Annotated in this window: 24 protein-coding genes; 13 read left to right on the top strand and 11 right to left on the bottom strand. The window is 58.9% G+C overall.

What is annotated here, in order from left to right; genetic code table 11:
* The first annotated feature begins 9 nt into the window (after positions 1–9).
* The 5 genes from HMPREF9720_RS03595 to yidD are packed head-to-tail and all read left to right on the top strand — an operon-like array spanning position 10 to position 3826.
* Positions 10–1188 (top strand): sensor histidine kinase, encoded by a 1179-nt coding sequence (locus HMPREF9720_RS03595; RefSeq protein WP_009596805.1) that lies wholly within the window; start codon positions 10–12, stop codon positions 1186–1188.
* Positions 1185–2336 carry a DUF4271 domain-containing protein gene (locus HMPREF9720_RS03590; RefSeq protein ID WP_009596884.1) on the top strand — a complete coding sequence of 384 codons (1152 nt, stop codon included), beginning with the start codon at positions 1185–1187 and terminating at the stop codon, positions 2334–2336. The genes HMPREF9720_RS03595 and HMPREF9720_RS03590 overlap by 4 nt, the downstream gene beginning before the upstream one ends.
* A gap of 36 nt (positions 2337–2372) precedes the next feature.
* Entirely contained in the window at positions 2373–3233 is an 861-nt protein-coding gene (locus HMPREF9720_RS03585; RefSeq protein WP_009596924.1) for a uroporphyrinogen-III synthase, read from the top strand.
* 7 nt (positions 3234–3240) lie between these two features.
* On the top strand, positions 3241–3609 hold the full coding sequence (locus HMPREF9720_RS03580) for a ribonuclease P protein component (protein WP_009596868.1): 369 nt from the start codon (positions 3241–3243) through the stop codon (positions 3607–3609).
* Positions 3566–3826 (top strand): membrane protein insertion efficiency factor YidD, encoded by a 261-nt coding sequence (gene yidD, locus HMPREF9720_RS03575; protein WP_009596801.1) that lies wholly within the window; start codon positions 3566–3568, stop codon positions 3824–3826. Before HMPREF9720_RS03580 ends, yidD begins: the two co-directional genes overlap by 44 nt.
* Before the next feature lie 204 nt (positions 3827–4030).
* Here the strand turns inward: yidD and HMPREF9720_RS03570 are convergent, their stop codons facing one another.
* The 7 genes from HMPREF9720_RS03570 to HMPREF9720_RS03540 form a co-directional block, all read right to left on the bottom strand.
* A complete protein-coding gene (locus tag HMPREF9720_RS03570; RefSeq protein ID WP_009596811.1) occupies positions 4031–4921 on the bottom strand; it encodes a cation diffusion facilitator family transporter in 891 nt (296 codons plus the stop codon).
* 6 nt (positions 4922–4927) lie between these two features.
* The gene (locus HMPREF9720_RS03565; RefSeq protein ID WP_009596839.1) at positions 4928–5533 is read right to left on the bottom strand and encodes a response regulator transcription factor; all 606 of its coding nucleotides are present in this window, start codon (positions 5531–5533) and stop codon (positions 4928–4930) included.
* Positions 5530–6279 carry a hemerythrin domain-containing protein gene (locus tag HMPREF9720_RS03560; protein WP_009596806.1) on the bottom strand — a complete coding sequence of 250 codons (750 nt, stop codon included), beginning with the start codon at positions 6277–6279 and terminating at the stop codon, positions 5530–5532. Before HMPREF9720_RS03560 ends, HMPREF9720_RS03565 begins: the two co-directional genes overlap by 4 nt.
* Before the next feature lie 76 nt (positions 6280–6355).
* Positions 6356–8194: an LTA synthase family protein gene (locus HMPREF9720_RS03555; protein ID WP_009596929.1), complete on the bottom strand. Its 1839-nt coding sequence runs from the start codon at positions 8192–8194 to the stop codon at positions 6356–6358.
* Between the two features lie 323 nt (positions 8195–8517).
* Positions 8518–9174 carry a uracil phosphoribosyltransferase gene (gene upp / locus HMPREF9720_RS03550; RefSeq protein WP_009596818.1) on the bottom strand — a complete coding sequence of 219 codons (657 nt, stop codon included), beginning with the start codon at positions 9172–9174 and terminating at the stop codon, positions 8518–8520.
* A gap of 20 nt (positions 9175–9194) precedes the next feature.
* On the bottom strand, positions 9195–10412 hold the full coding sequence (gene hflX, locus HMPREF9720_RS03545) for a GTPase HflX (protein WP_009596893.1): 1218 nt from the start codon (positions 10410–10412) through the stop codon (positions 9195–9197).
* 168 nt (positions 10413–10580) lie between these two features.
* Complete coding sequence (locus tag HMPREF9720_RS03540) at positions 10581–11264, bottom strand: energy transducer TonB (RefSeq protein WP_009596838.1); 684 nt, start codon at positions 11262–11264, stop codon at positions 10581–10583.
* 160 nt (positions 11265–11424) lie between these two features.
* Between HMPREF9720_RS03540 and rlmN the strand changes: the two genes are divergently transcribed.
* Positions 11425–12456 carry a 23S rRNA (adenine(2503)-C(2))-methyltransferase RlmN gene (rlmN, locus tag HMPREF9720_RS03535; protein WP_039939757.1) on the top strand — a complete coding sequence of 344 codons (1032 nt, stop codon included), beginning with the start codon at positions 11425–11427 and terminating at the stop codon, positions 12454–12456.
* 38 nt (positions 12457–12494) lie between these two features.
* Positions 12495–12911: a thioredoxin fold domain-containing protein gene (locus tag HMPREF9720_RS03530; RefSeq protein WP_009596873.1), complete on the top strand. Its 417-nt coding sequence runs from the start codon at positions 12495–12497 to the stop codon at positions 12909–12911.
* Here HMPREF9720_RS03530 and HMPREF9720_RS03525 read toward each other — a convergent pair.
* Positions 12886–13755 carry a class I SAM-dependent methyltransferase gene (locus HMPREF9720_RS03525; RefSeq protein ID WP_009596785.1) on the bottom strand — a complete coding sequence of 290 codons (870 nt, stop codon included), beginning with the start codon at positions 13753–13755 and terminating at the stop codon, positions 12886–12888. The two genes, HMPREF9720_RS03530 and HMPREF9720_RS03525, sit on opposite strands and share 26 nt — an antisense overlap.
* Positions 13756–14647: 892 nt before the next feature.
* Here HMPREF9720_RS03525 and HMPREF9720_RS15985 point away from each other — a divergent pair.
* The 3 genes from HMPREF9720_RS15985 (at position 14648) to HMPREF9720_RS03510 (ending at position 15476) form a co-directional block, all read left to right on the top strand.
* A complete protein-coding gene (locus HMPREF9720_RS15985) occupies positions 14648–14878 on the top strand; it encodes a helix-turn-helix domain-containing protein (protein ID WP_039939755.1) in 231 nt (76 codons plus the stop codon).
* A gap of 30 nt (positions 14879–14908) precedes the next feature.
* Positions 14909–15154: a helix-turn-helix domain-containing protein gene (locus HMPREF9720_RS03515; RefSeq protein WP_009596902.1), complete on the top strand. Its 246-nt coding sequence runs from the start codon at positions 14909–14911 to the stop codon at positions 15152–15154.
* Between the two features lie 82 nt (positions 15155–15236).
* The gene (locus HMPREF9720_RS03510) at positions 15237–15476 is read left to right on the top strand and encodes a helix-turn-helix domain-containing protein (RefSeq protein ID WP_009596879.1); all 240 of its coding nucleotides are present in this window, start codon (positions 15237–15239) and stop codon (positions 15474–15476) included.
* Positions 15477–15501: 25 nt separating this feature from the next.
* Here the strand turns inward: HMPREF9720_RS03510 and rsmG are convergent, their stop codons facing one another.
* Genes rsmG through HMPREF9720_RS03495 form a run of 3 tightly spaced genes read right to left on the bottom strand, consistent with a single transcriptional unit; the run spans position 15502 to position 17861 of the window.
* Positions 15502–16125 (bottom strand): 16S rRNA (guanine(527)-N(7))-methyltransferase RsmG, encoded by a 624-nt coding sequence (gene rsmG / locus HMPREF9720_RS03505; RefSeq protein ID WP_009596906.1) that lies wholly within the window; start codon positions 16123–16125, stop codon positions 15502–15504.
* 27 nt (positions 16126–16152) lie between these two features.
* The gene (locus HMPREF9720_RS03500; protein ID WP_009596822.1) at positions 16153–16716 is read right to left on the bottom strand and encodes an RNA polymerase sigma factor; all 564 of its coding nucleotides are present in this window, start codon (positions 16714–16716) and stop codon (positions 16153–16155) included.
* Complete coding sequence (locus HMPREF9720_RS03495) at positions 16707–17861, bottom strand: glycosyltransferase (RefSeq protein ID WP_014775251.1); 1155 nt, start codon at positions 17859–17861, stop codon at positions 16707–16709. Before HMPREF9720_RS03495 ends, HMPREF9720_RS03500 begins: the two co-directional genes overlap by 10 nt.
* A 91-nt stretch (positions 17862–17952) precedes the next feature.
* Between HMPREF9720_RS03495 and tgt the strand changes: the two genes are divergently transcribed.
* From tgt to mqnE, 3 genes are read left to right on the top strand one after another with little or no spacing between them, the layout of a single operon-like run.
* Positions 17953–19083 carry a tRNA guanosine(34) transglycosylase Tgt gene (gene tgt, locus HMPREF9720_RS03490; protein ID WP_009596865.1) on the top strand — a complete coding sequence of 377 codons (1131 nt, stop codon included), beginning with the start codon at positions 17953–17955 and terminating at the stop codon, positions 19081–19083.
* A gap of 6 nt (positions 19084–19089) precedes the next feature.
* Positions 19090–20193 carry an LptF/LptG family permease gene (locus HMPREF9720_RS03485; RefSeq protein WP_009596782.1) on the top strand — a complete coding sequence of 368 codons (1104 nt, stop codon included), beginning with the start codon at positions 19090–19092 and terminating at the stop codon, positions 20191–20193.
* A 1-nt stretch (position 20194) separates the two neighbouring features.
* Complete coding sequence (mqnE, locus tag HMPREF9720_RS03480; RefSeq protein WP_009596928.1) at positions 20195–21277, top strand: aminofutalosine synthase MqnE; 1083 nt, start codon at positions 20195–20197, stop codon at positions 21275–21277.
* Positions 21278–21301: the final 24 nt, after the last annotated feature.

Genomic DNA, 21301 nt, shown 5'->3' with positions numbered 1-21301 from the left:
CCGACAGCCATGAAGATCCGCCGCGACATATTCTCGTTCCGCAACCGCGTGGTGGTCATCATCGTGGGCATAGTCCTCGGCATGGTCTCGCTGCTCTACACCAACAACATGGCCAAGCGGCTCAAGGAGAAGGAGCAGCATGACGTGGCGTTGTGGGCGCACGCCATGGAGCGGGTCAACCGCGACGTGATGGGCGGTTCGATGGAGGACCCGCTCATTCAGGACATCGTCTCCAACGGCAACAACATCCCGTTCATCATCACCAACGAGAACCTCGAAGTGTTCCGGTCGCACCTGATTCCGGACAAGATCATCGACCACCCCGACCGTCTGCGCAGGATGATCGACAAACTGACGGAGGAGAATCCGCCGCGCACGGTGCGGTTCTGGTGGTCGAACGACCATTACCACATCATCTTTTACGGCCGCTCGGCGCTGCTCAAATCGCTCTACTATTTCCCGTACGTGCAGATTCTGGTCATCACGGCCTTCATCATGCTGGGATTCATCGCCTTCCGCTCATCGAAACACGACGAGCAGAACCGCGTATGGATCGGTCTGGCCAAAGAGACGGCCCACCAGCTGGGCACGCCGACCTCGTCGCTTCTGGGCTGGATCGAATACCTGCGTTCGCAGAACGTGGATCAGGGAGCCGTCGAGGAGATGAACAAGGACCTCACGCACCTGATGAAGATCGTGGACCGGTTCTCGAAAATCGGCTCCGAGACGCCCCTCACGCCGGCCAATATCAACGAGATCGTGGGCGAATCGGTCATGTATTTCCGCAAGCGCATCCCGCGCAACGTTACGCTCGACTACAACGGACTGGCCATCGCTCCCGTGCAAGCCAACATCAACGCCGCACTGTTCGAATGGGTCGTCGAAAACCTGATGAAAAACTCGCTCGACGCCCTGCAGGGCCACGGCTCGATCAACGTGCATATCTCGTCGGACGACAAAAACGTGATGATCGACGTCAAAGACACGGGCAAAGGCATTCCCAAGGGCAACTGGAAACGCATCTTCGAACCGGGATTCACCACCAAGACCCGCGGCTGGGGTCTGGGACTCTCGCTCTCGCGCCGCATCGTCGAGGACTACCATCAGGGTAAAATCGCCGTCATCGAATCGGAAATCGGCAAAGGCACCACGATCCGCATCACGCTCAAACGCATCTTCGAAGGATGACCGCTCCGCTGACACATACCGCGCCGGTCCCGCTCCCCGCCATGCAGGAACCCGGCCTCGCGTCCGTACGCGAAGCCGCCACTCCCGCTGCGCAGCAGGCTCCGGCCGACACTTCGGCATCGGCACAAGGCCGCGGCACGGACCGTTCTGCGGCCTATCCGTCCACAGAAACCGCGGCGAACACCTCCGATACGGCCCAAGAGACGACGCGCGCCCTGTCCGGCACGGGCGATTCAGCCCGGAACATCACACCCCGAACCGCACTGCCGGCCGCCCCCGCCCCGGCGCAAGGCGCGGACTCGCTGGCGGCGGATACGCTGCATTCCGGGCCGCAGGCAGCGGACTCGCTGCCGTTCTTTTCGCTGGAAGGCCCGCTGCGGGGCGCGGCCGACACGCTTTGGCGCGACGCGCCGGCAGATAAGGTCTTCGGTCCGGCATCGACCCTCGTTCCGGCCCGTATCCTGCCGGCGGCTCCGGCTCCGTCCCTCACCGAAAACCCCGTCTTTCAGGGCTTCGTCCTGCTGCTCGCAGCGACCTACGCCATACTGCTCTACCGCAATCTGGGCGACATACGGCTGCTGCTGACGCGCGTATCGCACGACACCGCTACGGGCAAACGCCTTATGGAGGATCCGGGCGGCAGCGGTTTTTCGCACTTCCTGAACGTCGCGACCGCCATCGGCATCCTCTTCGTGGGCGTCATGACTGTCAAGTACGGCGATTCGCTGATTCCGGACAGCCTGATCGAAACACTCCCGCAGGGCGCCGTGCTGGCCCTCAGCCTGCTGGCGACGTTCGCCTGTCTGTGCGTGGGGATTTTCCAGCGGGGAGTCGTCCGGCTGGCCGGAGCCGTAACGCTCTCGCAGCCCTTCGTCTCGCAGCTGATGCTGCTCAAACGCACCTATTTCACGCTGGGCGTCATCGTCACGGTTCCCGCCCTGCTGCTCTTCGCATTGTGCCCAAGGGGCACGGGCGACGTGTGGTTCTGCATCATTGTCATCGAGTTGCTCGCAACGGTCTTCTTATATCTCAGAGAGACACTGAATCTGTTTCTTTCCAAAAAAATTTCGATTTTGCATTGGATTTTGTACCTTTGCACCGTGGAGATATTCCCAATCAGTCTCATAGGGCTGCTTGCGGCAAGATGATTCAGTGATTGAAGAACAACATAAATTAGGTTAGAATTGAAAGTAAAAAAAGTATTGGTTTCGCAGCCGAGGCCTGCAATTATCGAGAAGTCCCCGTTCTACGAATTATCCGAGAAATACAAAGTAGAGATCGCCTATAAACCGTTTATCCGCGTAGTAGGCGTTTCGCTGAAAGAGTTCCGCGCACAACGGGTCGAAATACTGACGCACACGGCCGTAATTTTCACTTCGCGCACGACGGTAGACAGTTTCTTCCACATCTGCGAAGAGGCCCGCATCACGGTGCCCGAAACCATGAAATACATTTGCCAGACGGAAGCCGTCGCGCTCTATCTGCAAAAATACATCGTCTACCGCAAACGCAAGATTTCGTTTGCCGACGGCTCGTTCACCTCGTTCATCGAGCTGATCATCAAGCACAAGGACGAGAAGTTCCTGCTGGCGCTGAGCGAACCTCACAAACCTGAGCTTCCCGAAACGCTCGCCAAGCTCAAAATGTCGTTCGATCCGGCTATTCTGGCCCGTACGGTCGCTGCGGACATGGACGACATCGCGCTGACCGATTACGGCCTGCTGGCGCTCTACTCCCCGTCGGACGTCAAGACGCTGGTCGAGAAATTCGGCACGGAGAACCTGCCCGCCGTGGCTGTCTTCGGCGAAGGCACGCTGCGCGCCGCACTCGACGCCGGAATCACCGTACTGGCCAACGCCCCCACGCCCGAAGCCCCGTCGATGGTCAAGGCGATCGACATCTACCTCAACAAGGTGCAGAAAGGCGAGGAGATAGCCCCCGTCGAGCTGATTACCGACACGCAGAAAGAGGAGTTCATCCGCAGCCAACAGCACAAGCTGGCCAAGAAGAGCCGCGCACGCCGTCCTGCCGAACCCCGCAAATAATACGCTTATGCCCGACTGCTCGCTCCCCCGTACGGAACGGCTCCGCTCGCTCGGCGCCGTACGTCGGATGTTCGAGAGCGGCGAGAGCGGTTTTATCTTCCCGTTCCGGTACGTATGGTTCGCCGAAGCCGACGAAATACCTTCGGCCGAGGTGTTGTTCTCCGTACCCAAGAAGTTCCATAAAAGGGCCAATAAACGCAACCTGCTGCGCCGCCGCACCAAGGAGGCCTACCGGCTGCAAAAGCTGCTGCTGCACAACGGCCGGCCGGTCAATCTCGATCTGGCGCTGATCTACTCTTCGAAGGAGGAGTTGTCCTATAAAACGATCTCAAATGCAGTCCGGCGAATTCTGGAAACGGTCGCGGAGCATCTTTAAGCGTATCTGCGCCCTGCCGCTGATCGCACTGGTGAAGTTCTACCAGCTCTGCATCTCGCCTTTCACACCCCCGTCGTGCCGGTTTACGCCGACCTGCTCGCAGTACGCGCTGGAAGCCCTGCGCAAACACGGTCCGCTGAAAGGCTCGTGGCTCACCCTGCGACGGCTGTCGCGCTGTCACCCGTGGGGCGGCAGCGGATACGATCCGGTGCCCTGAAATGGTCCGGCACCCAAAAATGATCCGGCAACCAGAAACGGACCGTTACTCTGAAATGGCCCTGCACCCTGAAGCATAACCTTTCGGCGGATGACGTTCCGGCACATCGAAGCTCACATGAAAAATCCGGCCCTTTTCGGGCCGGATTTTATTTTGAGAATGCGAAGCCGGGTGATTTGAAAGGCAGAGCCGTCTGCGAATCCGTCAGTCGCTGAAATCGCAGCAGTTCTCGGCGACCGATTCGAATTCGAGCGTCGCATGGTGCACGCCGGCCCCGTCGAGCCGGGTTTTAAGCTCCCGTTTCACCGCTTCCAGCCGGGACAGGTCCGTGAGCACGACATGCGCCGTAAGGGCGTTTTCGGTCGTGCTGATGGCCCAGACATGGATATGATGCACGGCTTCGACGCCCGGCACGGCGGTCATCATCCGTTCGAGTTCGTCCACCCGGATTCCGTCGGGCACGCCGTCGAGCGAAAGCCGCAGGCTGGCGCGCGTAAGCGACCAGACCGAAGCCACGATCACCGCGGCAACGACCAGCCCCACAATCGGGTCCACGATCGTCCAGCCCGTCCACGAGATCACGAGTCCCGACACCAGCACTCCGACCGACACCAGCGCATCGGCGGCCATATGGAGATACGCGCCCTTGACGTTCAGGTCTTTGTCCTTGTCCTTCATGAAGAGCCACGCCGTGAATCCGTTTATCGCCACGCCGACGCCCGCCGTCCATGCGATCGCGCCGCCCTCGATGGGCGCCGGGTGCATCATCCGGCCGATACTCTCGGCGACGATCACCCCCACGGCGATCAGCAGGATCACCGAATTGAGCAGCGAGATAAGCACCGTACTCTTCTTGTAGCCATAGGTATAGCGCGGCGTGGCATGCGCCTGCGCGAGACGGAAAGCGAGCATCGCCAGCAGCAGGCTCGCCACATCCGAAAGGTTGTGCCCGGCGTCGGACAGCAGTCCCATCGACCCGTAATAGAGTCCGACGGCGAATTCGACGACGACGAACGCCACGTTGAGCGTGATGCCGAGGATAAAAGCCTTGTTGAGCGACGAGACCGTATGGTCGTGATGGTGGTCGTGTCCCATGATCGTTTATATTTCGGTGATCGTATCCCGGATTTCCGAGAGATCGACCAGTTTGTTGACAATGGCGTAGATCGTCAGGCCCGCCGGGGAGTGGATCTGCAGTTTGGCCACGATATTGCGGCGGTGCGTGATGACCGTATGGGTCGAAATGCAGAGCGTATCGGCGATCTGCTTGTTGCTCATGCCCTTGACGATGCAGACGACGATTTCGCGCTCGCGGACGCTCAGCGGCTCCTGACGCTCCTCGCGGGGCGACTCATCGGCCGGCTGTACGATTTTGCGGCGCACGCAGTCCTCCGAATCGTAGATCGAAAGGACTTCGTCGTAGGCGCCGAGCGTCGCGGCGTCGGTCATCGCCAGCTGCAGGGCGACGCACCGCATGCCCTCGCATCCGGTCTGCGCCCGCAGCTGCGGCGGCGTACAGAGTCCCAGCGATGCGGGATTGACGATCAGCACGTCGGGCCGGTGGCGCGAAAGCTGCGCGGCAAGCTGCGAGATATCCCCGATTTCGAGAATATCGACGTTCGCCGCAGGCATCCGGTGCAGCAGGGCGATAATGCCGCAGCGCAGTATAGCCGAAGATTCGGCGACGGCGAGTTTCAGCGCCTTCATCGGACGCCTCCTTTCGCACCGGACGACCGTTTCCGCGCCCCGTCCCCGGACCGGACGTCGGCCGGAGTCTCCCCGGCCTCCTCCAGCCGTTTGATGGCCGGAATAAACAGACGGTCTTCGATGTCGTTGTGCGAAGCCAGATCGCGCTCGCAGGTGAAGATGTCAAAAAGCACGCCGTTCAGCTCGTTGGTGCTTCCCGAAGGATAATAACGGATGATGATGCGCTTCAGTTCGGCGAGCTTGGCCTCGACCTGATCGTGATGACGGCGGAAAACGTCGATCGAATACCCTTCGGGACGCTCTCCGGCAAGCAGGGCTTCGACATAGGGGAAAACCTTGTGCTCCTCGTAATCCATATGCTTGTGCACCTCGGCGACATACTCGTCGAAGAAGCGCAGGATGGCGAAGGCCACGTCGTTGCGGCTGCAGTCGATGGCCTCGATCAGCTTGCGACGAATGCCCGGCAGCCGGAAATCGAGGAAATAGTCGTGGGAATTGCGCAGATAGCCCACCAGCGCTCCGACCGAAACAGCGCCGGGATCGGGAGCTTCTCCGTCGATATGCGTATTGACCACGGTCAGGAACGTCCCGGTATCGACCCCGCTGTCGCGGCAGACTTCGCCGATCGTCTTGTCGCCGAAGCCCAGCGCGATGCCGAAACGGCTCATGACAAGCAGTACGGGGTAGCTGTCGCAGACCAGATCGCACATGCGGTCGTCAGCATCGTATCGTCCAATTCTATACATAAGATTCTCAATATCTGCAAAATTAACGATTCATGTCAGGTCCCGCAATACCTAATTTCAGGTATTTTACCGGCCGTCAGCGGTTTCCGATGTCGGTATAGGTAGTCTGCAGCATCGTACGGCCCACGTCCATCAGGGCGGGAGAGGTCTCTGAAACCGCTTTCCCGCTCGTGGCGTCCCAGACGGCTTCGCCCGAAGCATCGACCACGCCGAAGCCGTCGTTGAAGGTGTAGTACGCGAACTTGCGGGGGGGGGTCGGGGCGAAAATATCCTTGCTGTAGTCGAAATCGTCGTGCGCGACCTCCAGCTGACCGAGGATCGTGGCGCAGATGTCGATCTGCGAAGCGTACTCCTCGACCACACGCGGTCCGGCGACGGCGCCGCCCGTCCAGATCATCGGGATGCGGTGGCGCAGCGGCTCGTTGTAGGACAGACTGCGCGGCCACGGGTAGCCGTGGTCGGCGACCAGCACGACGAGCAGGTCGTCCCATGCGGGCGAAGCCTTGAGTTTGTCGATCATGCGGCCGACGCAGTCGTCGGCGAAGGCGAAGGCGTTCAGCTCCCTGTCGTCGAACCTACTGAACGGCACGTCGAACGGCCGGTGGCTGCTCAGAGTCAGCAGTCCCGCCAGAAACGGCTCTCCCGTCCCGCTCTGCGCGATCACGCGGTCGGCGAACCAGTCGCACATCACCGCATCGTCGTACCCCCAGTCGGAGGGCGGCGTATCGAACCGAAGGTCCCTCTGCCAGACGAGCTGCTGCCAGCCCGTGGCATACATGTAGGAGGCCTGATTGGTGAAATTGAGATCGCCGCCGTAGACGAAACTCGTGGCGTAGCCCTCGCGGGCCAGCGACCGGGCCAGCGACGGCAGGCTGCGGCTCTTGGCCGGAAGCTTCATGATCGACATGCGCGTCTGGGCCGGAAATCCGCTCAGCACCGCCACTTCGCCGCGGTCGGTGCGGAACGAATTGGCGAAAAAGTTCTCGAACCAGATGCCTTCGTCCCGCAACCGCCGCATATTGGGCATGACGGGCCGGCCGTCGACGTCGGCATCCATGATCGTGCGGGCGAAACTCTCCAGAATAACGACCACGACATTGGGACGGGTCTTCGTGAGCACGCGTTCCGAAGGTCCGGACGCAGGGGCGTTGCCGCGCAGGGCGTCGAACTTCGCCGTGCGCGTTGTCTCATCGAAGAAAGGGTATTCCGAAGCATAGTCGGTATGGTCGCCGAGCGTCGTCAGAAACGAAAAGACGGGATTCGTCGCCGCATGGTTCAGGAACATGTTCGAGCTGAAATAGACTTTCGAGACATTGGCGACCGATGCCCCCGTACCGCCACGGATCGCCAGAAAATCGCAGCCCGCAAGCAGCAGCAGGCCGAAGCTCCACGGCAGTGCGGCGCGCCGGCGCAGGGGTTCGCCGTCGAAAAGCCCCACCACGCGGCGGTAGGTCCAGATCATCAGCGCGGCATAGGCGGCGGCCAGAAGCGTCTGCCGCACGCCGAGCCAGAAATCGATGCTCGCCATGGCCTCCTTCGGATCGGCAAGGTAGATCAGGACCGTCGAATCGAGCCGGAATCCCCAATGCCGGTACAGTTCGACGTCCACGGCGAAGATCGCGGCCGTCAGGACAGCGATCAGCACGAAGTAAACGTTCAGCACGCGCCGCCATATCCGTTCGGGAAGCCGCACCCAGAGCGACGCGAGCGTCAGCAGCAGCGGCAGGGCGGTAACATATCCCGCGACGGTGCTGTCGAGCGTCAGGCCGTGCCACACCACGCCGAGCCACTCCCCCGCGGAAGCCTGCGCCGCATCCGCGGCATAGTAGGCCAGAAAAACGGGTTTCTGCACCGCCATCAGCAGGACGGTCGCGCAGAACACCCCGAAAACAAAAGCCAGTTTCTTCTTTACCATACGAGCAAAATAATGCACATATACGCCGGGAGCGATACCGCTCCGCAGCCGGGCAGGACGTCGCGGCGCATCCTGCAACCGCAATCCCCCGTCCTAAGGAGATTCCGCCGCCGTGAAATCCGGTCCGGAACCGTTCGATCCGGGAAATCGTCCTGCGGAAAAGTCCTCCGCCCGAAAAATCCGGTCCGGAAAGCCGTCCTGCCAGAAAGGGAACCCATCCGCCGGAATCGTCCAGACCGGAAACCGTTCATCGGAAAGAGCGTTCCAGCCGCAAATCACCCTCAAAAAACGCCCGGCCCGGAAAACCGCATACCGGGCACTCCCTAAATCTTCTCGCCGTAGGCCAGATCGCCGGCGTCTCCGATGCCCGGAACGATGTAGGAACGCGAAGTCAGCTCCTCATCGACGGCCGCGGCCCAAATCGTCGTGGCCTGACGCGGCATGTTCTTACTCACGTAGTCGATGCCCTGCTCGCTGGCGATGACGGCCGCGACATGCGTATATTTGGGCGTGCCGCCCTTTTCGCACAACGCATTGTAGGCCAGCACGAGCGAGGAGCCGGTCGCCAGCATCGGATCGACCAGCAGCAGGACCTTGTCTTCGAGGTCGCCGCACGAAATATACTCCACCTTAACGGTGAACTTACCGTCTTTCGTACTTTTACGGTAGGCCGAAACAAACGCGTTCTCCGCATCGTCGAAGTAATTCAGAAAACCCTGATGGTAGGGAAGACCGGCCCGCAGAATCGTCGCCACGACGATCCGGTCGTCGATCGTCTCGACGGTCGCTTCGCCCAGCGGAGTCTCGACCACGCGGGGCGTATAGGACAGCTCTTTCGAAATCTCGTACGCCGTGATTTCGCCGATACGCTCGAGATTGCGGCGGAAACGCATCGAGTCGGTCTGGATCGACTTGTCGCGGATCTGCGCGATGAATTTGTTGAGAACGGTGTTCTGACTGTTCAGAGTATGCAAGGTCATATGGGTATGAGGTTTGGTGGTCAATAGAGGAAATTATTGAACGGATAGCGTCCGGCATGGATCTCGCGCACCATGCCGTAGAGATCCGTGCGGAACTTCTCGACATTGGTCTTCATCCGGGCCGAAAGGAAAATGCAGGGCGTATTGGCACGCGCGATCCAGCTCTTCTTCAGGTCGTCGAGCGAAAGATTCTCACGCGTGGCGGGCGTGAGGTCGTCCTCGTCTTTCTTGACATAGGTGTAGGCATCGACCTTGTTGAAGACCAGATAGACGGGCTTGTCGCCGGCACCGATGTCCTGAAGCGTCTGCTTCACCACGTCGATCTGCTCTTCGAACTGCGGATGCGAAATATCGACCACATGCACCAGCAGATCGGCCTCGCGCACCTCGTCGAGCGTCGATTTGAACGACTCGATCAGCTCGGTCGGCAGTTTGCGGATGAAACCGACCGTATCCGAAAGCAGGAACGGCAGGTTGTCGAAGACCACCTTGCGGACCGTGGTGTCGAGCGTGGCGAAGAGCTTGTTCTCGGCAAAAACCTCGCTCTTCGAAATCAGGTTCATCAGCGTCGATTTGCCGACGTTGGTATAGCCCACCAGCGCAACGCGGACCATCGAACCGCGGTTGGAACGCTGGACCGCCATCTGACGGTCGATTTTCCGCAGGTCCTCCTTGAGTTTGGCGATCCGGTTGCGGATGATACGGCGGTCGGTCTCGATTTCGCGTTCGCCCGCGCCGCCGCGGGTTCCCGTGCCGCCCCGCTGCCGTTCGAGGTGGGTCCACATACCCGAAAGCCGGGGCAGCATGTACTCGTAATTGGCCAGCTGCACCTGCGTCTTGGCATAGGCGGTCTGCGCCCGCGACATGAAAATATCGAGAATCAGGCGCGTACGGTCGAGGATGCGGCACGGCATCGCCTTTTCGATATTGCGCGTCTGCGACGGTGAGAGTTCGTCGTCGAAAATCACCACGTCGATCTCCTGCTCCTTGCAGTAGCCGGCGATCTCCTCCAGTTTGCCGGGACCGACGTAAATACGGGACGAAGGCTGCGGAAGCCGCTGCGTGAAGCGCTTCACGCTCTCGATATCGGCCGTCTCGGCCAGAAACTCCAGTTCGTCGAGGAATTCGGCAGCCTGCCGGGGGTCCTGATCGTCACGCACGACGGCGACCAGTACGGCACGTTCCCGGCCGTCGGAAGCCGTCCCGGCATTCGGAGTCTTGTTCTTATTTTCTTCCAATTCGTTTTTCAAATTTTAACGTTACACATGCACCGCGCTCCGGAATCCGGCGCCGCACACCCCGGAGAGGAGCAAACACTATGCTACAAATAAGGGTATCCGCCGGAAGCAGGATACCCTATTTATTGTCACGGAGCACTCCGGTCACGCCGAAGCCCTTTCATCCGGTTAGTTCTGCACGCGGAAATCAACGGGCAGGGTATACTTCACACGTACAACCTGATTACGCTGTTTTCCAGGGCTCCACTTCGGCGACTTGTTCAGCACGCGGATCGCCTCTTCCGAAAGCGAACGGTCGGGGGTCTGGAGCACCTGAATATTGGTCAGACGGCCGTCCTTCTCGATCACGAACGAAAGCACCACACGGCCCTGAATACCGTTCTCAAGGGCGATCTGCGGGAACTTGACGTTCTGCTGAACCCAGTTGCGGAAGGTATTGAGGTCGCCGCCCTGAAACGAGGGCATGGTCTCGGCGATCAGGAACGGCTGGTCGTCCTCGATAGTCTCCTCGACAACCTCCACCTGCTGAATCACCTCGGTATTCTCGTCGAACTCGGCGAAGTCCACTTCGGTCGTGATCTTCGTGTCGTTGGTCACCACCTGCAGCAGGTCGGCGATCACCTTCACCTCGACCTTCTTAGGAGGTTCGGGCGGCTTCTGGTCCTGACGGGTAATCTCGGTAATCTCCTCTTCGACCGGACCGTAGTTCAGGTCGACTTTCTCGATACGGTGTTCCTTCGGCGTGTAGGCAAAAGCGGCGATAACCAGCGCGAGAGCCACTACAAGGCCGATTTCAAGCAAAAGACCCCGCTTGTTCTGAAGGTCTGCTTTGGGTGATTTCTTAATTTCCATTTATTTGAATTTTAATTGTTCGGCAAAGTCAAAAATCACGCACAGGCATGCTATGCACCACAAATATATGGATAAAAATTCAAAAATGCGCCATCCCGCACAAAAATCTTTATTTTTTACCTACTTTTGTGCCGGAAAACAGCTCGCAGGAGACGGAAAAATGGCCCTTTCGGAAACGTTATACGGGAAGACCCCGGAGCAGCTCGCCGCCGTGTGCGCCGAGTTGGGAATGCCGCGCTTCGCCGCGAAACAGCTGGCCCGCTGGCTCTACGCGAAACACGTCGAGGACCCGATGCGGATGAGCGACATCGCCGCGGCGCACCGCGCGAAGCTGGCCGAACGCTTCCGCCCCGCATTCACCCCGCCCGCGCGGATCACCGAATCGGCCGACGGAACGAAAAAGTACCTCTACCGCACGCAGCAGGGCGCATGGATCGAATCGGCCTACATTCCCGACGGCGAGCGGGCCACGTTGTGCGTCTCGTCGCAGGCCGGATGCCGCATGGGATGCAAATTCTGCGCGACGGGACGGCAGGGGCTGCAACACTCGCTGACGACGGCCGAAATCCTCAACCAGATCGTCTCGCTGCCCGAACGCGACAGTCTGACGAACGTCGTCTTCATGGGCATGGGCGAGCCGCTCGACAACACGGACAACGTACTGCGGGCGCTCGAAATCATGACTTCGGAGTGGGGCTTCGGCTGGTCGCCGACGCGCATCACCCTCTCCACGGCGGGCGTAGCGCCCGAACTGCAGCGGTTTCTCGACGCGACGAAAGTGCATCTGGCCGTAAGTCTGCACAACCCGTTTCACGAGGAGCGGGCCGCAATCATGCCGGTCGAACGGGCATGGCCGATCGCCGAAGTCGCGGCCATCCTGCGCCGGTACGACTTCACCCACCAGCGGCGCGTGTCGTTCGAATATATCGTGATGAGCGGCCTGAACGACTCGCCGCGGCATATCCGCGAGCTGTGCCGCCTGCTGGACGGCATCAAGTGCCGCATAAACCTGATCCGGTTCCACAAAATCCCCGGATCGCCCTTCTTCTCGCCCGACGACGAGGCGATGATCCGCTTCCGCGACACGCTGACGGCGAAGGGAATACAGACCACCATCCGCGCTTCGAGGGGCGAGGACATTCAGGCCGCCTGCGGACTGCTGAGCACCGCGGCGGCGGAGAACGGGCAATAGAGCACGGTTCTTGCACGTTAGCCGTAAAACAAGATGCCATGAAAAAACTGATCTTCGTCCTGTTGCTAGCACTCGGAGCGGGTGCGGCGCAGGGACAGGTAAAATTCGAAACCAAATCGACGGACGCCGTGCGCGAAATGGCGATCAAGAGCGGCAAGCTGGTCTTCATCGACCTCTACGCCTCGTGGTGCCCGCCCTGCCGGATGATGGAACGCGAAGTCTTCTCGCGCAAGGATGTCGGCGACTTCATGCAGCAGCGTTTCGTCGCGGCCAAATACGACACCGACAAACCCACGGGCAAGGAGCTGATGAAGCGTTACGGCAGCGGAGCCATTCCGCTCTATCTGGTCTTCGACACGCAGGGCGAGCTGCTGGGACGCATACAAGGCGCATCGGCTCCGAAGGAGTTCATGGAGAGCGTCCAGAAGATCATCGACGGCTCGAAGCGCAGGTAACCGCCGCCGGACCGGAACACGACGTCGAACCGGGATTCGACATAGGACCGGGACACAGCGTCCGGCGCGGATTCGGCTTTCTCGCAATGAAAAAGACGTACCCGTAGAACTCATTGTACTTGCGGTACAGCTCTTCCTCATAACGCTGGAACGCCATCAGCCCTTCGGCGGTGCTGTCCCCCGGATATTTCGCCGCGAACAGCTCCCGCGCCTTGGCCAGCGGCGCGAAATAGTGTTCCATCCAGCAGGTCTCCGGCAGGACGAAGGCCGCGACCGGAAGATACCCCGCCCGATGGATCTGGGCCACCTTGTTGGGTATCGTATCTATCTCAGGATAGGCGTCTACCCAGAAATCATGGATTTCCGTCGGACGTTCGTCGGTAAACCACACGCTTTCGGAGACCGCGAGATAGCCGCCCGGCTTCAGGTATTCGCGCCACTCGTTCAGGCCCCGCTCGAAGCCGATGTTGTAAATCGCCCCCTCGGACCAGATCAGATCCAGCTCCCCGGCGCGGAAAGGCAGGGCGTCCATCGAACCGACGACGCCCTTCACCCGGTCGGCGAGGTGCAGTCTCCGGGCGTCGGCGTTGAAACGGTCGATGAATCCCGGAAAGAAATCGAGACCCGTAATACGTCCCGGCGCATGCCGGGCCAGCGTCATCGTCTGACCGCCCGTCCCGCAGCCGAGGTCGGCGATCAGGGATTCGTCGGTCAGGTTGTCGATGAAACTCAGCGCCTTGAGGGTCACTTCGGGATTTCCCGGCCCCTGCCGTTCGGTATTCAGGAAAAAATCGCAGATCAGATTGACGTCGAATCCGTGAATGGCGTTATTTTCGTTACTCATTGTCTTGAAGTATTGCGGCGTACACGCAAAGGCATGGCAATGCCTTTATCGTCGTACGCAGATTAAAAAAACTGAACCAATTACATGAAAATTACCCCCGGAGAGAGTCCGGGAGCGAACGAAAGGACGATCCGTACGGCGGGTACGAATCGTTTACAACACCGAATCCGATTTATGGAGGGTCTTAATCATGGCACAAAGATAGTCAATATTCCGAATAACCGCCCTCTTTGCCGAATAAAAAGCCGGATGCAGGACCGAAACAATTCCGTGACGCAACTTTCACAGATTTATGAAGAATTCATTTCGGCAGCCCGCACCCGGCTGTAACAAAAAAAGGACGAAGCGATGCGGGATTTCATCGTGCCGCTCACCAGATCGCAGGGCCGCGCCGCCCGTCCTTATGGAATCAACCCCGGCAAACGGCACGGCAACGCCCGGCGACCGCAGGCCGCCGGATAATACATTCGCCTCAAAATAGATTGTTCGTGACATTATGACAGGGTTGATAGTTTGAAATCACGCCCCTCATAGACATAAAAAAGGGGCGCATTTGCAGCTCTTTCAGTAGGTCATAGGAAACCATGATCAGAAGCTGTCCTGCGCCCTTGTCGCCCTGCTTGCCTTCTGCAAGCAGGACATAACAAGGACTGACAACTATTATACCCTGATCTCGTAAATTTCCTATGTTTACTGAAAGGCATAAAGAGTTGTTTACCCTTTATAGTATGTCCATCGGCTATGCCGAATTATTCAAATGCAAAATTAGCATAATTTTTGTCAAAAAATTAAATAAAATCTAAGGACAAAGATAGAAAAACATTTTAATTCCTACGAATTCATAGGAGCAAAAATAATACATACCGTCTGTTATTTGCATAAAATAACTTAAGTGAAGCATACAAACGATACATTATTGCGTTCAGTCGCAAGTCGATTGAAACAAATCCGGATCGAGCGCGGGCTAACCCAAGAGGTAGTAACCGATCGAACCAAAGTGAATGTAGGTTTGTATGAAGTTGGTACTACGAATATTACAATCGTCCTGCTGACAGTACTCTGTAATTTCTATAACGTTACTTTAGAAGAATTTTTCAAGGGTATTGAATATGAAAAGGCGTGAAGATTCATTTTTTTGTGAAAATGAGTTAAAATGGCCAAAAGAAAGCAACGCCGCGACGAAGAATTATTCAAAATGGTTATTCAACGTATAAAAAATTTACGTGAAACTCACCATTATACGCAAGAATACGTAAATGAATACACCGGCTTGGATATTCCGCATCTTGAAACAGGCCGGGATTTTCCGTCGCTGACGACAATAGCTATCCTTTGCAAGTTCTACAATATAACTATCGTCGAATTCTTTTCACCAATAGATTATCCGGCAAAGGAATAAATCAATCATACGAAATTCACAGCCAGCGCACCATATCCTACTTCTGTCAAATGTGAATCATTTTTTCTAAAATACAGATGATTTGAAACCCACAAACCCCATATTGGTAGATTTGATTGCCCGGCGACTAACGGAAATCCGGGAACAGCACAATCATACGAAAGAGTATGTTCTGCACAATACGGGTTTGGGTATTTCCGGCTATGAAAACAAAGTAAGATTCCCCTCTTTGGAGTCTATCGCCAAATTCTGCAAATTTTACAATATCTCGCTTGAGAAATTTTTCGCGGGGATAACCTATCCGGAGGAGCCGCAGGAATAGCGGCGTCCGCAAATTGCCGCAATCGTTATTTCTTGGGCGTATAGACCACTTTCTTGGTCTCGAAGAACTCCTCTTCGAAGAAGCGCGCAATGTCGTAGACATCCCACCGTTTGCCGGTCAGCGCCAGCTCTTCGGCCAGATCGCCCCCCTTGAGGTAGAGAATGCCGTTGGGCAGGGTGCCGCGCTGTCCGCGTTCGAGGCGGTTCCAGACCCAGTTCACGAATTCGGACATGGCCGTCACGGCGCGCGAAACGACGTAATCGTAGCGTTCCGGAAGCGTTTCGGCACGCGCGCAGCGGGGTTCCAGATTCCGCAGACCCAGTCCCGCGGTCACGCCTTCGACGACGGCGATCTTCTTGCGGATGGAATCGACGGCCGTGAAACGCGCTTCGGGGAAGAGGATCGCCAGCGGAACCGACGGAAAGCCGCCGCCGCAGCCGACGTCGAGAATGCGCGCCCCGGCGTCGAACGCGCAGACCTTGGCAATAGCCAGCGAGTGGAGCACGTGACGCAGGTACAGCTGGTCGAAATCCTTGCGCGAGACGACGTTGATCTTCGCGTTCCAGTCGGCGTAAAGGTCGTACAGCGCCGCAAACCGCTGCCGCTGGCAGTCGGTGAGTTCGGGGAAATATTTGAGAATCAGTTCCAAATCTTGACTTTTAATCCTTAAATCGTATCATCGCTCGTCGCCCTGCGCGATCAGTTTGCACATCTGCTCGCGGGCGCGGTGGATCTGCGTCTTGACGGTGCCCAGCGGCAGGGTGAGCTTGGCGGCGATCTCCTCGTAGGAGTATTCGTCGAAGAAGCGCATGACGATCAGCGTCCGGTAACGCGGCGTCAGCCGTTCGAGGTAATGCTCGATCTGGGTCCGCTGCTGGAGGCTGATGACGCTCTCCTCAGGGGTCGGGGCCGTCGAGGGGGGCGACGAGAAACGCTCGTCGATCGACAGGTCGTCCTGACGGCGGCGCACGAAGTCGATGAACGTATTGCGGGCGATGGTATAGACCCACTGTCCGAAGGTATAGTCGGTGCTGTAGCGGTGCAGGTTGATGTAGACCTTGATGAAGGTCTCCTGCAGCAGGTCGTCGGCGTCGTTCACGCCGCCCAGCCGCTGCACGAACAGCCGGTGGATAGCGTCGCGGTAGCGGTTGAAGAGGTATTCGAAGGCCGTATCGTCGCCTTCGAGCACCAGTTCCACCAGCCGCCGGTCCTCGGCGACGATATAGTCGGCTATCTCCATACGCGGTCGTCTTTGCGCATCAGCATCACGCTCAGCGCCAAGGCCCAGAGCGGACTCAGCAGGTCGTAGACGAAATAGCGGCCCATCATGCCCGATTCGCCCAGACGGCGCGCGATGCGCCGCACCTCGATCGCCACGATCAGGAAGCGGATCACCAGCAGGGCCAATGCCGCGATCTTGAATTCGAACGGCATCACCGCAGCCGCGCAGACGACCGTCAGGAAGAAGAGCGAGCGCGATCCCAGCTCCCACTGGATGTAGTTGCGGACCGTCTGCGGATAGAAACGGAACGCCGAGCCGTAATAGCGCAGCTGGCTCATCCACCAGCCCATGCCGCCCCACGTCTTTTCGCGCAGCGAAGCCCGTGGCGAGAGGATGACGCTCACGTTGTCGCGCGTCATGACCTTCTGCATGAAGAGGTCGTCCTCGCCGATGTTCATATTGAGGTGGCTGAAGCCGTTGGCCCCGAAGTAGATGCGCTTGGTGAACCCGAAGTTGTGGAGCGTGCCCCGGTAGGCGCGGCGCCGCACGGCACGGGCGAGCCAGTCGGCCGAGTGCATCATGCGCCAAGCGCGCATCATGTAGTTCGAAAAGCCCTTTTTGCGCTCCACGCCGCAGTAGCCCACGACGATCTCGCCCCGCGTGAAGCCCTTGGCCATGAGCGACAGCCAGCGGTCGGTCTGCGGGCAGGCGTCGGTCGAAGTGAAGACCATGTGCTCGTGGTGCGCCGACTTGATGCCGACGTTGAGCGCCATCTTGCGCGAAATCGGGAAGCGCGGGTCGAGGTGGATCTTGGTCGTCACGATCTGCGGGAACGACTGTTTGAGCCGCACGAGGTCCTCGTAGAAATCGGAGTCGTGGCCCACGTAGACGATCACCACCTCGAAGTCGGGGTAGCTCTGGGCCAGCATCAGCGGCAGACGCTCCTCGACGAACGAATAATCCTCCGAGAAGAGCGGCACGACCACCGACACCGGAGGTTCGGCGTCGAGCACCGCGCTGCGGCGGTTGTTCTTGTAGCCGGGAATCCGGCCGTAAACGAAAATATAGTAGTACAGCTGCACGCCGAACATGGCCAGCACGGCCCCCGCGAGGGCGATGCCTTCCCAGCCGTAACATGTCAGAAGCGTATCGAAAAATTGCATACAGGCGAAATATGCGCAAAGGTACAAAACAATTTAGAATTCAGAATTCCCAAATCAGATTATTTTATGTATTTTTGCCGAATATATGAGCATGAAGTTTACATTACAGCATAAGGATCCGGCGACCAAAGCCCGCGCAGGCGAGCTGACGACCGACCACGGCGTCATCCGCACCCCGATTTTCATGCCCGTGGGCACGGCGGCGACGGTCAAGGGCATTTTCCACCGCGACGTGCGCGACGAAGCCCGTGCGCAGATCATTCTGGCCAACACCTACCACCTCTACATGCGGCCCGGCATGGAGATCATCGAAAAGGCCGGCGGCGTGCACCGTTTCTCGACGTGGGAAGGCCCGATGCTGACCGACAGCGGCGGATTTCAGGTCTTCTCGCTTGCGGCATGCCGCAAGCTCAAGGAGGAGGGGTGTCACTTCCGTTCGCACATCGACGGATCGAAACACCTCTTCACCCCCGAAAGCGTGATGGACACCGAGCGCACGATCGGCGCCGACATCATGATGGCCTTCGACGAGTGCCCTCCGGGCGACGCACCGCGCGAATACGCCGCCAAGTCGCTGGCGCTCACCGAGCGGTGGCTGGAGCGCTGTTTCAACCGCTACCATCAGACCGAACCCAAATACGGGCATTATCAGGCGCTGTTCCCGATCGTGCAGGGGTGCACCTATCCCGACCTGAGGGCGCACGCGGCCGAGAACGTGAAGCAGTACGACGCCGACGGATACGCCATCGGCGGTCTTGCGGTCGGAGAGCCGACCGACGTGATGTACGAAATGATCGAAGTGGTGAACGCCATACTGCCGGAGGAGCGGCCGCGTTATCTGATGGGCGTCGGCACGCCGGTCAATATCCTCGAAGCGATCGAGCGCGGCGTGGACATGTTCGACTGCGTGATGCCCACGCGCAACGGCCGCAACGGGCAGCTGTTCACGGCCGAAGGGGTCATCAACATCCGCAACAAGAAGTGGAAGGACGACTTTTCGCCGATCGACCCCGAAGGCACGGCGTTCGTCGATACGCTCTACACGAAGGCCTACCTGCACCATTTGGTGACGTGCGGCGAAATGCTGGCGGCGCAGATCGCCTCGCTGCACAACATCGCCTTTTACCTGCGGCTGGTGGGGATGGCGCGCGAACATATCGCCGCCGGGGATTTCAAGCCGTGGAAGGATGCGATGGTCGCAAAACTGACACGAAGACTATAAAAGCGTATGAAACTGCGATTTCCGGGGTTTAAGATCTTAGACCGCTACATACTCGGCAAGTTCCTTGCGACCTACTTCTTCGCCATCGCGATGATCATCATCGTCGTGGTGCTGTTCGACTATGTGGAGAAGATCGACGACTTCACGGAGCTGCACGCCCCGCTGCGGGACGTCATCTTCGACTACTACCTGAACTTCATCCCCTTCTTCATCAACCAGTTCAGCGGTCTGTTCACCTTCATCGCCTGCATCTTCTTCACTTCGAAGATGGCCTACCAGACCGAAATCGTGGCGATGCTTTCGGGCGGCATGTCGTTCCGCCGCCTGATGTGGCCCTACTTCCTCGGCGCGCTGATCATCGGCAGCCTGTCGCTGACGCTCAACCTCTGGCTGATCCCCATTTCGCAGCGACACATCGTCAATTTCGAATCGCAGTACATCAAGCGCAAGCAGAACAACAAGTTCAACCGCCATATCTACCGGCAGATCGAGCCGGGCACGTTCGCCTACATCCGCGGCTACAATGACGCATCGCAGCAGGCGTCGTTCCTCGCGCTGGAACACTACTACAGCGGCACGATGACCCGCTCGCTCGAAGCGTCCGACGTGAAGTTCAACCCCGAAACCAAATGCTGGACCGCGCCGCGCTACACCAAACGCGAATTCGACTCGCTGGGCGTCGAAAAATTCGAGCAGTTCCGCAACCTCGACACGCTCATCAACCTCGAAGTGACCGAGCTGGGCGAGATCAACGACCTGATACAGACGATGAACATCACGGAGCTGAACGAATTCCTCGACCAGCAGCGGGCCAAAGGTTCCGACGCCATCAACATCATCGAGGTCGAGAAACACGCCCGCTTCGCCTATCCGCTCTCGACCTTCATCCTGACGCTGATCGGCGTGTCGCTCTCGTCGCGCAAGGTGCGCGGCGGAACGGGACTCCACATCGGAATCGGCACCGGCCTCTGCTTCTCGTACATCCTGTTCAACCGTTTCTTCGAGGAGTTCGCCAAGAGCGGCACGCTGCCGCCCGGACTGGCCGTCTGGCTGCCGAACATCATCTACCTATTCATCGCCGTCTACCTCTACCGGAAAGCCCCCAAATAAGATGCAGCAGATCGACGACATAGCCGCCGAAGTACGCCGCGGAGCGCGTATCGGCGACGCCGAAGCCGCACGGCTCTGGCGCGAAGCCCCCCTGTGGCTGCTGGGCGAGCTGGCGACGGAGTGCAAGCGGCGCGTGAGCGGCGACAAGGTCTACTTCAACCGCAATTTCCACATCGAGCCGACGAACCGCTGCGTCTTCAACTGCCGTTTCTGCTCCTACCGCCGTCCGGCCGGAAGCCCCGAAGCGTGGGACTACACGATGGAGGAGATCGAGCAGATCGCCCGCGGCCGGCAGGGCAAAGGCATCACCGAGGTCCATATCGTGGGCGGCGTACACCCCGACCACGGACTGGAATACTATATCGACATGATCCGCCGCGTCAAGGCGATACTGCCCGAAGCGGCAGTCAAGGCTTTCACGGCGATCGAGCTGTCGTACATGATCCGCAAGGCGGGACTCTCGGTCGAGGAGGGTCTGCGGCGGCTCAAAGAGGCCGGAATGGAGGCCATTCCGGGCGGCGGCGCGGAGATTTTCGACCAAGAGATCCGCAGCCGCATCTGCCCCGACAAGGGATCGACGGACGAATGGCTCGAAGTGCACGAAACGGCCCACCGGCTCGGCATCCCGACCAATGCGACGATCCTCTACGGCCACGTCGAGGGGCTGGCACACCGCATCGACCATCTGCGCAGGCTGCGGGAGCTGCAGGACCGCACGGGCGGCTTCAACGCCTTCATCCCGCTCAAATACCGCAATTTCGGCAACCCGATGTCGGAGATCGGCGAGGTATCGGTGATCGAAGACCTGCGGATGCTGGCCATGAGCCGCATCTATCTGGACAACGTGCCCCATATCAAGGCTTACTGGGTGATGTACGGCAAGGCGACGACCGAATTGGCACTGGCCTTCGGCGCAGACGACATAGACGGCACGATCGACGACACGACGAAAATCTATTCGATGGCCGGGGCCGACGACCGGCGGCCTTCGATGAGCGTCGAGGAGATGCACCGCATCGTACGGGCGGCAGGCTGCCGCGCCGTGGAGCGCGACACGTTTTACAACGAACTTCCGGACCGATAGGAACAGTCCGCCCCGCCCGGAGAA

Source organism: Alistipes sp. HGB5 (assembly GCF_000183485.2).
GTDB lineage: Bacteria > Bacteroidota > Bacteroidia > Bacteroidales > Rikenellaceae > Alistipes > Alistipes finegoldii.
The sequence above is the reverse complement of the archived record's forward strand: the minus strand, read 5'-3'. Positions and strand labels throughout refer to the sequence as shown.